The sequence below is a fragment of the Brevibacterium picturae genome, from assembly GCF_030453725.1.
Taxonomy (GTDB): domain Bacteria; phylum Actinomycetota; class Actinomycetes; order Actinomycetales; family Brevibacteriaceae; genus Brevibacterium; species Brevibacterium sandarakinum_A.
The window spans coordinates 1-13,229 of the sequence record NZ_JAKDJU010000084.1 but is presented as its reverse complement, the minus strand read 5'-3'; the positions used below and the strand labels follow the sequence as shown (position 1 = coordinate 13,229).

Annotated in this window: 11 protein-coding genes; 3 read left to right on the top strand and 8 right to left on the bottom strand. The window is 64.1% G+C overall.

Annotation, left to right across the window (positions count from 1 at the left end):
• The 4 genes from L0G76_RS09725 to L0G76_RS09710 all read right to left on the bottom strand — a co-directional run.
• On the bottom strand, positions 1–362 hold a 362-nt coding region (locus L0G76_RS09725; RefSeq protein ID WP_304357079.1), incomplete at its 3' end, for a GyrI-like domain-containing protein.
• Positions 363–509: 147 nt separating this feature from the next.
• Positions 510–1,184 (bottom strand): anthranilate synthase component II, encoded by a 675-nt coding sequence (locus tag L0G76_RS09720; RefSeq protein WP_304357078.1) that lies wholly within the window; start codon positions 1,182–1,184, stop codon positions 510–512.
• A complete protein-coding gene (locus tag L0G76_RS09715) occupies positions 1,181–1,354 on the bottom strand; it encodes a hypothetical protein (RefSeq protein ID WP_304357077.1) in 174 nt (57 codons plus the stop codon). Before L0G76_RS09715 ends, L0G76_RS09720 begins: the two co-directional genes overlap by 4 nt.
• Before the next feature lie 2 nt (positions 1,355–1,356).
• Positions 1,357–2,358 carry a class E sortase gene (locus tag L0G76_RS09710; protein WP_304357076.1) on the bottom strand — a complete coding sequence of 334 codons (1,002 nt, stop codon included), beginning with the start codon at positions 2,356–2,358 and terminating at the stop codon, positions 1,357–1,359.
• A gap of 381 nt (positions 2,359–2,739) precedes the next feature.
• Here L0G76_RS09710 and L0G76_RS09705 point away from each other — a divergent pair, with 381 nt between their 5' ends.
• The gene (locus L0G76_RS09705) at positions 2,740–3,522 is read left to right on the top strand and encodes a cell division protein CrgA (protein WP_304357075.1); all 783 of its coding nucleotides are present in this window, start codon (positions 2,740–2,742) and stop codon (positions 3,520–3,522) included.
• Between the two features lie 484 nt (positions 3,523–4,006).
• Here the strand turns inward: L0G76_RS09705 and L0G76_RS09700 are convergent, their stop codons facing one another.
• Both L0G76_RS09700 and L0G76_RS09695 read right to left on the bottom strand, forming a co-directional pair.
• A complete protein-coding gene (locus tag L0G76_RS09700; RefSeq protein ID WP_304357074.1) occupies positions 4,007–4,714 on the bottom strand; it encodes a rhomboid family intramembrane serine protease in 708 nt (235 codons plus the stop codon).
• 74 nt (positions 4,715–4,788) lie between these two features.
• A complete protein-coding gene (locus L0G76_RS09695; RefSeq protein ID WP_304357073.1) occupies positions 4,789–5,328 on the bottom strand; it encodes a peptidylprolyl isomerase in 540 nt (179 codons plus the stop codon).
• Between the two features lie 172 nt (positions 5,329–5,500).
• Between L0G76_RS09695 and L0G76_RS09690 the strand changes: the two genes are divergently transcribed.
• Positions 5,501–6,364, top strand: a complete 864-nt coding sequence (locus L0G76_RS09690) for a hypothetical protein (protein ID WP_304357072.1) — start codon at positions 5,501–5,503, stop codon at positions 6,362–6,364.
• 158 nt (positions 6,365–6,522) lie between these two features.
• Here L0G76_RS09690 and L0G76_RS09685 read toward each other — a convergent pair whose 3' ends face one another.
• Entirely contained in the window at positions 6,523–7,794 is a 1,272-nt protein-coding gene (locus L0G76_RS09685) for an MFS transporter (protein WP_304357071.1), read from the bottom strand.
• Entirely contained in the window at positions 7,791–9,515 is a 1,725-nt protein-coding gene (argS, locus tag L0G76_RS09680) for an arginine--tRNA ligase (protein ID WP_304357070.1), read from the bottom strand. The genes L0G76_RS09685 and argS overlap by 4 nt, the downstream gene beginning before the upstream one ends.
• An 80-nt stretch (positions 9,516–9,595) precedes the next feature.
• Here argS and L0G76_RS09675 point away from each other — a divergent pair, with 80 nt between their 5' ends.
• The gene (locus L0G76_RS09675) at positions 9,596–12,925 is read left to right on the top strand and encodes a S41 family peptidase (protein WP_304357069.1); all 3,330 of its coding nucleotides are present in this window, start codon (positions 9,596–9,598) and stop codon (positions 12,923–12,925) included.
• Positions 12,926–13,229: the final 304 nt, after the last annotated feature.

Here is a 13,229-nt window from a genome sequence, read left to right as displayed (position 1 = left end):
CCGTCGTAGCCGCCGAGGTGGGACCGAGCTGCGATCGATCCTCCTGGCAGCTGAGACGGGATCGCGATCAGGCCCTCGCCCAGGGGCAGGGCCCGCGTCAGCCCGGAGGTCAGCGGCAGGCCGATCTCCAAGTCGACCGTGTCGCTGGGTTGGCGCGTGTACAACGCGAACGCGGGAGCAGCAATCTCCTTCTCCGCCTCGGCCAGGGCCGGGAACAGCCCCGAGAAGGTCCGATCGAAGAGTCCGGGAAGATCTTCCATGGACACGTTCCTGGCCTCCACGACGGCTGTGGGGATCTGAGACGCTTCGAGCACGGTGAGCTCGGTGAATGGTTCGGTCCGGTTGAAACTCGACTCTGACATCAGTAGTCCTCTCGGTTCCGCCTACCCGCCCACAGCCGCCTCGGCGGGCTTTCAGGGTGCCTCGGTGCTTCGGGGGCCTGGATCGCTTAGTGTCTCACGATCCTAATATGTCCGAGGGCCCTGTCGGAAGGGTCTAAGCGGAAGGGCCTAAGCCGAGGTGCGGGCCGGAACGGACTTCGCCGCGATCGCCGAGGCCATCGGAGACATCGTCGCGGCCTGTGCGGCGGCGCCTTCGATTCCGCAGACCTCGAGCCAGTTGCCCAGCATCAGATAGCCGCATTCGGTGAGCACCGACTCCGGGTGGAACTGGACTCCGAACAACGGCTGCTCACGATGTTCGATCGCCATGACGACACCATCCTCGGTGCGGGCCGTGACCATGAACTTCTCGACGTCGATGGTCTCGTCGACGATCGCCAGCGAGTGGTACCTGGTCACGGTCAGAGGATTCTTGCAGCCGAAGAAGATGCCCTGGCTGTCATGTGTGATGACCGAGGTCTTGCCGTGCATGAGCACCGGCGAGTGGGTCACCGTGGCACCAAAGACCTCGCCGAGGGCCTGGTGGCCCAGGCAGACTCCGAACACCGGGGTGCCGGACGTCTCCGCCCAGGAGATGAGGTCCGGGCACACTCCCGATTCGGCCGGCACACCCGGACCTGGGGACAGGAGGACACCGTCGAAGTCGGCCGCCAGGGCCACGACAGCCTCGGCGGACATATCGTCATTGCGGATGACCTGCGTCTGCGCTCCGAGCTCACGGACATAGGACACGAGCGTGTAGACGAAGCTGTCATAGTTGTCGACGACGAGGATCTTAGTCATTGGCCACCGCTTCCATCAGTCACAGTTGCGTTGTTGAAGGGCATGTAGGGGGCGACGACCGGGAAGACGTACTGCATGAGCAGCAGCACCACGGCCGCGATGAGGATGAGTGCGAAGATGAGTTTGACGAACCAGTTCCCGGGAAGCACTCGCCAGATCAGACCGTACATTCTCAGGCACCACCGTTCTTGCTGACCTTGTCGTAGGCCTTCGAGTCCTTGATGTTGTCCGGCGCGCCGTCGCCGGCTGGGGTCCAGTCGGTGAGCTCGGCGTAGGCGATGTAGCGCTCCCTCGCCGAGAACATCGGATTGCAGGCCGTCATCGTGAGGATCCGGTCCTTGCCCTTGAACGTCGGCTCATTGGGGACCGGTGCGAGAACCTCGACGGCATCGGGGAGGATGATGTCGAAGTTGCGGAACGTGTACGTGTAGAAGCCGTCCTTGGTCTGGACGATGATCTCGTCACCGGGGCGCAGCTTCGCGATCTGGTTGAACGGCTTGCCGTAGGTGACGCGGTGGCCGGCGACCGAGAAGTTGCCCACCTCACCCGGCATCGCCGAGTTCGGGTACCGGCCCACGCCCATCCGGTTGAGGACGGGTTCGAGATCGACGCCCTCGGCGACCGTGCGGTAGTAGTCGTCGCCGAAGCGCGGAATGTAGAAGATGCCGAACGCGTTGTTCTTCTCCACCGGATCAGCCACGACCGGTTCGTCCGGGTCGGCGGGAAGCTCGTTGGGGTCCTGGTTCGACCAGTCCTCGGTGAGTTTGTCGGCCAGAACCTCGTTGTCGCGGTTGGCTTCGATGTCGGTCCACCACAGCTGCCAGACCACGAACAGGATGAGAACCATTCCGGCCGTGATGCAGAGCTCGCCGAAGGTGCGGACAGTGCCGCGAACGGGGCCGAGCGGTTCACGTTCGGGTTTCTGCCTGCGACGACTTGTGCGACGACCTCCATCGGACTGTCCACCGTTGCCGGCAGCGGCCGCACCAGTATGGGCGCCGAGGCGGGGATCCGTTTCGCCGTTGACCGTCGGTTGTCTCTGGGTGGAGTCCTGGTGCGCGGGCGGGACGTCGGAGTACACGGCCGTCGGGGCACCGTTTGCGGCGGCGGCTTCGGCCTCACGGCGACGAAGTTCACGCCGGCTGGGAAGTGGTTGATCGGGTGCTGTGCTCATGGGTTCTGTGGCCGGACCTGCGTCGTGGCCGCCGTACCCGCCCTGAGACAGATGTCGTTCGTCGGCTGGGTGGTGCGAGGAGTTCTGTCTCTGAGCAGGACGAATAGTGGGTCGCGAGGACGCGTTCGCGTCTGATTCGTTACCCGAGGAGGGACCATTCACCACTGCTGCACCGTGCCTATTGTTTCAAATCCGGGGCTCGCCCAGAGGGCAAGCGGGGACACCGTATTGCACTTTATCGTATGAAACCGTATAAACAGGTCGTTCTCAGGGTAGTTGGAGTTTTTAAAACTGCCGGATGTCACGAGTAGACTGATGTGCGATTGTCCCTATTCATTCAATCGGTGGCCTCAGCAATGGTCGGCCGTATAAGGAGTACTCGTGGCCAAGTCCAACCGACGGACCCAGCGCCCCCAGCGCACTTCTCGCACGTCGTCGAAGGCCGATGTCGAAACCACGGCCCAGCCGAATGACAATGTCGAGACAGTCGAGGATCCGCAGGCTGAGCAGGCAGATGCTGTGAAGGACGACAGCCTCGAGGGCGAGCTCCTCGACCTGGACGACGGTGACGACAAGTCCGATGTCGTTCCCGCCGACAGCGACGCTGATTCTGACGGTGACGGTTCTGCCGATTCTGACGGTGACGGTTCTGAGGCACAGTCGGCGGACGACGCTGACGCCGACGACAAGGCCGCCGCAGCCGCCGATGACTCTGAGAAGTCCGAGAAGGCGGCACAGTCCGAGAAAACCGCCGCAGCCGACAAAGACAGCTTAGGCAAGGACGAAGACGGCAAAGACAGCAAGTCGTCGAAGAAGAGCGAGACCGCCAAGGGAGCGTCCGCCAAGAGTTCTGCAGTCAAGGGTTCTGCAGTCGCCAAGGGATCCTCGGCCAAGCGCACCTCGCGCTCAGGCAACCCGGCCAAGCGATCTCAGGGACGCAAGACCGCCACATACACCTCGCAGTCCGGTCAGCAGACGATCAAGCCGAATCCCAGCTGGTTCCTGCCGGTGCTCATCGGTCTCCTGCTCATCGGACTGGTCTGGCTTGTGACCTTCTATGTATCGCAGGGAGCCTTCCCGGTCGAGGCATGGGCCAACTGGAACATCCTCATCGGATTCGGGTTCTTCGTCGCGGGGCTGATCATGTCCACCCGCTGGCGGTAATCCGCAGGCCGCAGGCCACTTCTCGAAAAACGGGCGTTGTGTCGACGCACGGGTGTGAAAACCCGGTAGTCGACGCAGCGCCCGTTTTTCGATTGCGCATTCGGTGTCGCGCGCACTCGCGCGGCCCACCTGCAGCTGCGGTGTTCATCGGCTATTGCCGTTTCCATTGCCGCCGCGGCGACCTTGTCCACAGGGTCGAAGTTATACCCAAGCCGGGAGCGTCGCTTGTGTATAACTTATTTTGAGCTTGTGACCTGGGTAAATACACGCATGTAAGTTATCCACCATGTGGATAAAGGCTGTGGACAACTAATTTCAGGGATCGAAGATGCCAATTTTCCGCCGAAGTCTGATATCGGCCTGAGAGTCGCTGGGGCCCGTGGAATGATGGCCACCTGGCGGAGATCTGTCGCACCACCTGCCGGTGATCTGTCGCGCCACATGCCGGAGACCTGTCGCGCCACATGCCGGTGATCTGTACGCATCACATGGCGGCGATCTGCCAGGCATCGCTGATCCGCCACGCACCGGCGGCAAACATCACCAGCAGCAGCCCGAGGGCCGCAAGCCCGAAGACCGGCCTCGACTGCTTCTCCGGCACCAACAGAGCACCACAGCCCAGCACGAAGCCCGCAATGAGCCCGCCGAGGTGGGCCTGCCAGGACACTCCTGCGACGAGGAATCCGTAGCCGAAGTTGAGAGCGACGAAGAGCACGACCCCGGTGATGTTGCGGTCGAGCCTCCGTGTCGGCACCAGGAGGACTCCGATGATGGCGAAGACCGCGCCGGAAGCACCGATGTTGTTCGTCACCCAGTCCAGAGAGAACGGCTTCGCGAGGACGAGGACCATCGCCGATCCGCCGATCGTCCCGAGCAGGTAGAGGATGAGGAAGCGCCAGCGGCCGAGGGCACGCTCGACGAATGAACCGAAGAAGAACAGGCCGATCATATTGGCCAGGAGATGGAACGGTGACGGCTGTTCATGCACCAGCGCCACCGTCAGCACCCGCCACGGCTGCTCCAGCGCCAGTGCGGGAACAAAGCTGAGTCGGTGGACAAGATCCAGGCCAGGCAGCAGCTGGGCAAGGAACACCACGCCCGTGAGGATCATGATCGTGCGGGTGACAAGCGGAGGGGACATGGAAAGGGCCCGGCCGGTCTCCCGTGCCGAGCCCTCCTGAGGTGTGTCCATCACACCATGGTACTCAGTTCAGTGCATCTGCGTACTGACTGCGGTCAGTGCGCATGCTCACCGGCGAATCGCATTCAGCCGCTGATTTCGACCGATTCCAAGACGACTGGTTCAACCGGCTTGTCCATGGCTGCGGTGCGCACGTTGTTGATCTCGTCGGCGACCTTCTGCGAGGCTTCGTCGGCGACCTCGCCGAAGATGGTGTGCTTGCCGTTGAGCCACGGAGTTTCGGCAGTCGTGATGAAGAACTGCGAACCGTTCGTGCCGCGTCCCATCTGCTTGCCGGCATTGGCCATGGCCAGCAGGTACTTGCGATCGAACTGGAGTTCCGGGTGGATCTCATCGTCGAAGGTGTAGCCGGGGCCGCCGGTGCCGGTGCCCAGCGGGCAGCCGCCCTGGATCATGAAGTCCGAGATGATGCGGTGGAAGTTGAGGCCGTCGTAGAACGGACGCTTGGTGGGTTCGCCGGTCGCAGGATCGGTGAACTCACGCTCACCCTTGGCCAGTTCCACGAAGTTGGCAACGGTCTTCGGGGCGTGGTTGCCGAAGAGGTTGATGGTGATGTCACCGTGGTTGGTGTGCATGATCGCTGTGTGCGTAGAAGCTGTAGTCATAGGGGCATTCTTTCACGCCCTCACTGCTTCCGCAGATTCTCCCGCCACGGATTGCGGACTCTGTCAGCGTTTCTGCAGACAATTTCATGACAGCCTGGTGTCCGGCAGCTTGCACCTAGGCCTTAGACTGAGACAGATCAATTGACCCCGACAAAGAGGATTGGGAATGTTCATGTCGAAGAAGTCAGCTCGAGATCCGTTCGCTTCGAAGCTCGATTCCGCGAAGAAGACGTCACTCCGAGTCCTGGCCGATGCCAGCGGGGCCGCAAGTCCAAAGCTCCGCGAAGCCGCTGACAAGGCACGCCCTCAGGTCGAAGCCCTTGCAGAGAAGGCTCGGCCGCAGGTGGAAGCACTTGCCGATCGGGCCGAGGGGCTTGCCGTCAAGGCACGCCCCCAAGTCGAAGCATTCGCAGACAAAGCGAACGAACAGGTGCACGCGTGGGCGGACAAGCTCGATGCCTACCGTCCCGAGGCCACCGAACGTGCCGGCAAGTTCGCGTCGAACGCCGCCAACTCGCTGGCAACTGTTGAGACACCGCAGCTCGTCGACGATCTCGCCGTGCGCCTGACCGGCGACAAGAAGGCTGTGAAGAAGGCTCGCAAGGCCCTCACGAACGCCGGAAAGCGCATCCAGAAGGACACCACACGCAAGTCCGGCGGCGGCAAGGCCGCAGTCGTGTGGACTCTGGTCATCGGTTCGGCAGCCGGAATCGGCTACTACGTGTGGAAGAAGGCACAGCCGGTCGAGGATCCATGGTCGACACCGTTGCCCAACAACCGTCCGGAAGATGCCCGTCCGGTGGGTTCGACCCCCGCTTCCCGCCAGACCGCAGCACCCGAGGTATCGCAGACAGCAGTGCCCGATTCGAAGACCGCCGAGGCGGCCGCTGCCACGACACCGACCCCGAAGCCCGCGAGCGAGGCCAAGGACACCAAGGCCACACCGGCGACCATCGTCAAGCCTGCCGAGGATTCGAAGTCAGCCGCGGAGAAGTCATCCGCCGAGACCGAAGAAGACAAGAACGCCAAGCACTGATCTGCTCTGAACCACCGGTCAGCTGACCGGCACAGACAGATTGAACGGCTCCCGCCGCTGAAGTCCACTCACAGGAGAAGGTGAGAACAGCAGCGACGGGAGCCGTTCGTCATTCATCCAGGACCTATCATCGTCGGGAACCTATGATCATCGGGAACCTATTCGCCCAGAACCTCACGACGGCTGGCCGACCCACCGCCTCGGAACCGGCCGGATATCCGAACTGCCAGCAGACCTGAGATCGTGAACGCAAGAGTCGCTGCGAAGATGAGCAGGATCGGGGCCGTCCATCCATCGGTGACATTGCCCAACCAGCCCGCGAACGGCGGGGCCAGCGTGGCAGCGAGGTAGCCGCCGCCCTGTACGCGAGCAGACGCGGATGCAGTCTCCCGGTCGCTTCCGGCGGTGCGAGCGATGATGGAGAAGATCGCGGTGAATCCGCCGCCCTGGGCGACTCCGCCGGTGATCGCCCACAGCACATAGAAGCTCGGGGCCAACAGCAGCCCGACGGGCAGTGAGATCCACAGTGCGGCGATGATCGCCACCGGCACCCAGGGCTTGGTCCGAACCGCCAGCAGCGGCACACCGAATGCTCCGAGAATGGCGGCGACCTGGAACAGCGAGGCTGTGCCGCCCGCGGCTGCCGAGTCCAAGCCTCCTGTATCGGAGAGGATCGAGGGCAGCCAGGTCGTGGTCGTGTAGTAGGCGATCGACTGTCCGCTGAAGGTGATCACGAGCAGTGCGATGATGGCACGGAATTCGGGAGGGGCCTCGCGCCAGGGTCGCCGCCTCGCAGCGGACTCCGGTGCCGGTGACGCTTCCTCCGAGGCCGCGAACAGCGCATTGCGTCTGACCCGCAGCCGGATCACGAACAGCCAGTAGGCGAGTCCGACCACGGCCAGACCGCCCCAGATGGCCACTGCCCACCGCCACCCGAGCGCTGCTGCCAAGGGCCCCGTGCCGAGGAGGGTGATCATGGAACCGACGTTCATGGTGGCCGAATACAGGCCCGTCACGATCGACACCTGACTCCACGGGACCTCACGCCGAATGATCACCGGCACCGCGATATTGCCCAAGGTGATGGCGAATCCGATGATTCCGGTGCCCGCGAGCACGAGCCAGGGCGGCCCGATCGAGCGCAGCACGGTTCCCAGCAGAACACCGGTGAGGCAGGACAGCACTGCCGCCTCCGCACCGAACCGCCCGATCGTCTTGCCCGCAATAGGGGTGACGAGGGCGAACAGCAGCACCGGCAGGCCCGTGAGGAGACCTACCCCCGCCGCGCTCAGCCCCGTATCGTCCTGGATGTCGCCGAGGACGGCCGTCGGAGCGATGATCGGTGCCCGCAGGTTGATCGCCAGAACGACGATGCCCACGACCATCCACGGCAGCATCCGCCGGGCGACGGACGGGTCCGGCTGGTTCACATGCGCTCGGGCACGCGAATGCCGAGAACCCCGAGGCCGGCCTCAAGCACTTCGAGGACGGTCTGGCTCAGCCGCAGCCGGGAATCGCGCACCTCGGCGGATTCGGCGATGAGGACCGGGCACTGCTCGTAGAACGAGGTGAATGACTGGGCCAGGTCGAAGAGGTACGTGCACAGACGGTGCGGCGTGGACCCGGCTACCACCTCTGCGATGACATCGGAGAGTCCGAGGAGCGCCAGAGAAAGGTCACGTTCGGCAGCCTCGCCGAGGTGGATCGGCGCAGTCGTGAATGCCTCCCCGTCCGCCTTGCGCAGGATCGAGCGGATCCGTGCGCCGGCGTACTGCAGGTAGGGCGCGGTGTTGCCGATGGGGGCGAGCATGCGGTCGAGGTCGAAGGTGTAGCTCGTGTCGTGGGCGACGGAGAGGTCGGCGTACTTCACCGCGCCGATGCCCACGGCCTTGGCCACGACGGCTTCCTCCTGGGCATCGAACTCGGCATTCGACTCCTGGAGGGTGGTCTTGGCACGGGCGACCGCCTCCTCGAGGAGTTCGGCCAAGCGCAGCGGCGCGCCGGAGCGGGTGCGCAGGATCTTCCCGTCATCGCCGAGCACATTGCCGATCTTCACGTGCTCGAATTCGACGCCCTCGGGCAGCCAGCCGGCGGCGCGGGCGATGGCGAAGACCATCTCGAAGTGCATGGCCTGCGGGGTGCCGACGACATAGAGTACGCGGTCGGCATTGAGGTTGCGCACGCGGTGACGGACGGCCGCGAGGTCCGTCGTGGCGTAGCCGTAGCCGCCGTCGGATTTGCGGATGATGAGAGGCAGCGGATCGCCGTCGCGGCCGGTGAAACCCTCGGGGAACACACACAGGGCACCGTCGCTGATGCGGGCCAGCCCTTGGTCTTCGAGGTCCTGGCAGACCGCGGCGAGGTCATCGTTGTAGATGCTCTCACCTGCGAGGTTGTCATCAGTCAGGGTGACGTCGAGGAGCGAGTAGATGTGGTTGAAGTAGATCCGCGAGAAGCCGACGAGGCGCTCCCAGAGTTGAAGGGTCTGCTCGTCGCCGCCCTGCAGCGCGACGACGCGGGTCCGGGCGCGGCTGGCGAAGGCCTCGTCACCGTCGAACTTCGCACGTGCGGCCTGGTAGAAGGCGTTCGGATTGGCCGAGATGTCTTGGGCCGTCTCCGATTCGATGCCGACGTCGAGCAGATGCTCGATGAGCATGCCGAACGGAGTGCCCCAGTCACCGATGTGGTTCTGACGCACGACGGTGTTGCCGAAGAATTCGTGCGTGCGGGCCAGAGCATCGCCGACGACGGTGGTCCGCAGGTGGCCGACGTGCATCTCCTTGGCGACGTTCGGCGCCGAATAGTCGATGACGATGCGCTGTCCGCTCGTCTCGGACTCGACCTCGGCCACGCCACCCTGGTTGAGGGTCGATGCCAGAAATTTGGAGGTGAAGGTGAGGTTGATGAATCCGGGGCCGGAGATCTCCGGCGGTTCGCAGATGCCGGCGAGGTCGAGGTTGGCCACGATCGTGGTCGCGATGTCGCGTGGTTTGGACTTCAGCTCCTTCGCCAGCGGCAGTGCCACGTTCGCCTGGAAGTCGGCGAACTGACTGCTCCTGATCACGGGGTCGCGTCGCGCGAAATCCTCGCCGAAGGACTGTTCGAGGGCGAGTGCGAAACGATCGTTGAGAAGCGAAGTCAATGATGGCATGTCACCATTCTATTGGTCAGGGGCCGACTGCGCCGCATGGGCCGCGTCACCTCGGCGCGCAAGCTTGTAATGTAGGTCACGTGACTTCGAATTCTTACCTCCGGTACCCACACATCCATGGCGATCTCATCACCTTCACGGCCGACGACGACGTCTGGCTCGCGCCGTCAGCCGGCGGGCGGGCATGGCGTCTGACCTCGGATCACGTTCCCGTACGCAGCCCGCGGATCTCCCCGGATGGAACTCATATCGCCTATGTGTCCTTCCGTGATGGTCACCCTGAGCTCATGCTCGCCGAGGTGGCTTCCGGGGCCCTGCGACGGCTCAGCTGGCTGGGTGGATCGACGACGACGATGCTCGGGTGGGCCGATGAGCGCCATATTCTCATCGGGTCCAATGCCGGTGAGTTCGAAGTCCGCAATCATGTTGTGAAGTCCGTGAGCCTCGACGGCAGCGTCGAACGCCTGTCACTCGGTCGGGCCTCGGGGCTGGGCAGGCACCACTCAGGTGTCACCGCTCTGTCCACACCTTTCTCTCGACCTCCCGCGCACTGGAAGCGCTATCGTGGCGGCACTGCGCCCCGGCTGTGGCTCGATCGCGCCGGTGACGCCTCGGGCACAGGTGCCCAGTGGCAGCGACTGCTGCGTGAGGAGACAGCGTCGCTGACCGACCCGATCTGGGTCGGTGACTCGCTGGTCTTCACCTCGGACCGTGCCGCCACCTTCCCTCATCATGCACATGAGCAGGCCAACCTGTGGATCTGGGACGGCCTGGCCACACAGACCCGGTCGACGCGCGGCGGATCGGACCAGGCCGCGAGCGGCGAACCTCGGCAGCTGACGTTCCAGACCGAGGCCGAAGGCTATGTCCGCGATGCCACCACCGATGGAACCCGCATCGTGTGGCACAGCCACGGGGAGATTCGCATCCTCGACAGCCTCGACGCGCAGATCAGAACCCTACAGGTGCAGCTTCCCGGGACCGGGGTGCAGCCGCTGAACATCGACCCCAAATCCAGTGCTCTGAGCATCGTGCCTGATCACAGCGGCAATGCCTCGGTCGTCGAATGGCGAGGAAAGACATTCTGGCTGGCCCACCGCGAAGGTCCGGCTCGTGCTCTGTGCGCGGATTCCTCGATCCGCACCCGTGAACCCGTGGTCCTCGGCCAGACCGGCCTCGCCGCGTACATCACCGATGTCGAAGGCGAGGACGCAATCGAGGTCCGTGCGGTCTCAGGTGAGAAGCCGCCTCGGCGAATCGGTGCAGGGGCGCTGGGCCGCGTCCTCGACATGGCCGGAGATCCGGCGGGAAAGACGCTGGCCACGATCTCCCATGACGGCAGCATCCGCCTCGTCGAGGTCGGCAACGGCAGGACCCGTCTGGTGGGCCATTCCGGCTTCGGGGAGGCCAGGACGCCGCGGTTCTCACCCGATGGCCGGTACCTGGTGTGGTCGCAGCCGACCCAGGGTGAAGAGATGCTGGAGAGGCTGATGATCGTCGACACCAAGTCGGATCGAGACGGCCAGGCGCTGACGAGTGGGAAGTTCAACGACTTCTCCCCCGCGTTCACCGCCGATGGCAAATACCTTGCGTTCCTCTCCGACCGAACCTTCGACCCTTCCTACAACCAGCACTCCTTCGACCTGTCATTCAACGGTGTGACCAGACCGTGGCTGCTGCCGTTGAGCTCGACGGAGCCGGCACCCTTCGGGCCGAGTGCCGGTGGATGGGCGATCAGCGAGGTCACCGAGGAGGCCGCGAAGGCAGAGAAGACCAAGGCGGAGAAGACCATCGTCACCGACGAGGTCGAACTGGAAGGGGCCGAGGAGAGGATCGTGGCGTTCCCCGTCTCTTCGGGTGTATTCCGTAATCTCAGGGCCGCCGAGGGTGGCGTTCTGTGGATGCGCACCGGCGACGCCGAAGACGGTGAACTCGGCGACAAGCACTCCGGGGATGCCGGTGAGAAGCCGGGTGAAGTCGTCCAGTACTTCGACTTCGCCAAACGCAAGGTCTCCACCGTCGTCGACAAAGCCGATGACTATGCGGTGACCGGTGACGGCAAGCTCATCATCGTCACCGCCGATGGTGATGTTGCGGTGCGACCAGCCACCCGCAAGGTCGAGGCCGATGACGACGATTCGGTCTCCGTGGATCTCAGCCGGCTGCGGTTCGAGCTCGACCAGCGGGCCGAATGGCTGCAGATGTTCGAGGAGAACTCGCGCATCATGCGCGATCACTATTGGCGCGCGGATATGAACGGGGTGAACTGGGAAGGCGTGACCCTGCGCTGGCGCCGAGTCGCCGCGAAGGCGCTGACCCACGATGATCTCGTCGACATCCTGTGGGAGACCGTGGGCGAACTCAACACCTCGCATGCCTATGTCTCTCCGTCCACCCCGCCCGGTGACCAGTCGAAGAAGCTCGGCTTCCTGGGTGCGGATCTGGAGAAGACGGCTCAGGGATGGCGAATCACTCGTATCCTTCCTGGTGAGAGCAGTGACCCAGCCGCCAGATCCCCACTGCGCCAGGCCGGTGTCGGTGCCCGCGAGGGTGATCTCATCGTCGCCGTCAACGGTCAGTCCGTCGATGAAGTCCGCGGTCCGGCAGCCCACCTGGTGGGAGCGGCGGATACGATCGTTGAGCTCACCCTGCGGCGAGGACGCAAGGATCGAGTGGTCGCAATCATTCCCCTGGCAGAGGAGGAGAGACTGCGTTATCAGGACTGGGTCCGTTCGCGGCGGGAGTACGTGGCGGAGAAGTCCGGTGGTCGGGTCGGCTATGTCCACGTTCCCGACATGATGGCCGGTGGCTGGGCGCAGCTGCACCGTGACCTGCGGCAGGCGATGTCTGCCGAAGGCGTCATCGCCGATGTGCGGTTCAACCGGGGCGGTCACACAAGTGCTCTGGTCGCCGAACGCTTCGCTGACAGGGTCATCGCCTGGAACGCCTCCCGCAGCTACGACACTATGCTTCCCGACCCGGAGGATACCCGCCGTGGTCCGGTGGCCTTCCTCGCGAACGAGTTCTCGGGCTCCGACGGTGACATCATCAACGCTCGTGTCCAGGCCAAGGGACTCGGCCCTGTCATCGGAGTCCGCACCTGGGGCGGGGTCGTCGGCATCGACGGTCGCTATGATCTGGTCGATGGCACCGGTGTGACTCAGCCGCGCTACGCCTTCTGGCTCGAGGGCAAGGGCTGGGGTGTGGAGAACTACGGTGTCGAGCCCGACATCGAGGTCGAGCACGATCCCTCGCAGCTCTTCAGCGAGGACGATCCGCAGCTCGACCGCGCCATCGCCGAGGTGCTCGCCGGGCTGGAGGAGGCACCCGCGGCCACAGCCCCGGACCTCCCGGCCCCGCGCGTCCAGTCGCCGCCTCCGGCCCAGACACCGAGCGCACCCACGGAGTAGTCCCGGCAACGGAGCCAGCCATCCGACGAAGCACCAGGACCTGGGCCCGCGCAACCGCTACAGCCTGCAACGCGATCTGTTCGTCAATAGTGACTGGCCACGGGCTTCAGTCAGCCGATTACTGTCCGCAAACGGTTTTCACTGTCTACAAACGTTCGCCCCAGAACGACCAGGCGACCGTTTGTGGACAGCAAATCGGCGTTTCACGCACGCTCACCGTCGACCGCTACGAGCGCCCAGAGACCGAAGGCCAGGAGCGCGAATCCGGAGAAGATTCCGCTGAAGATCGGGATGAATGCTGGGA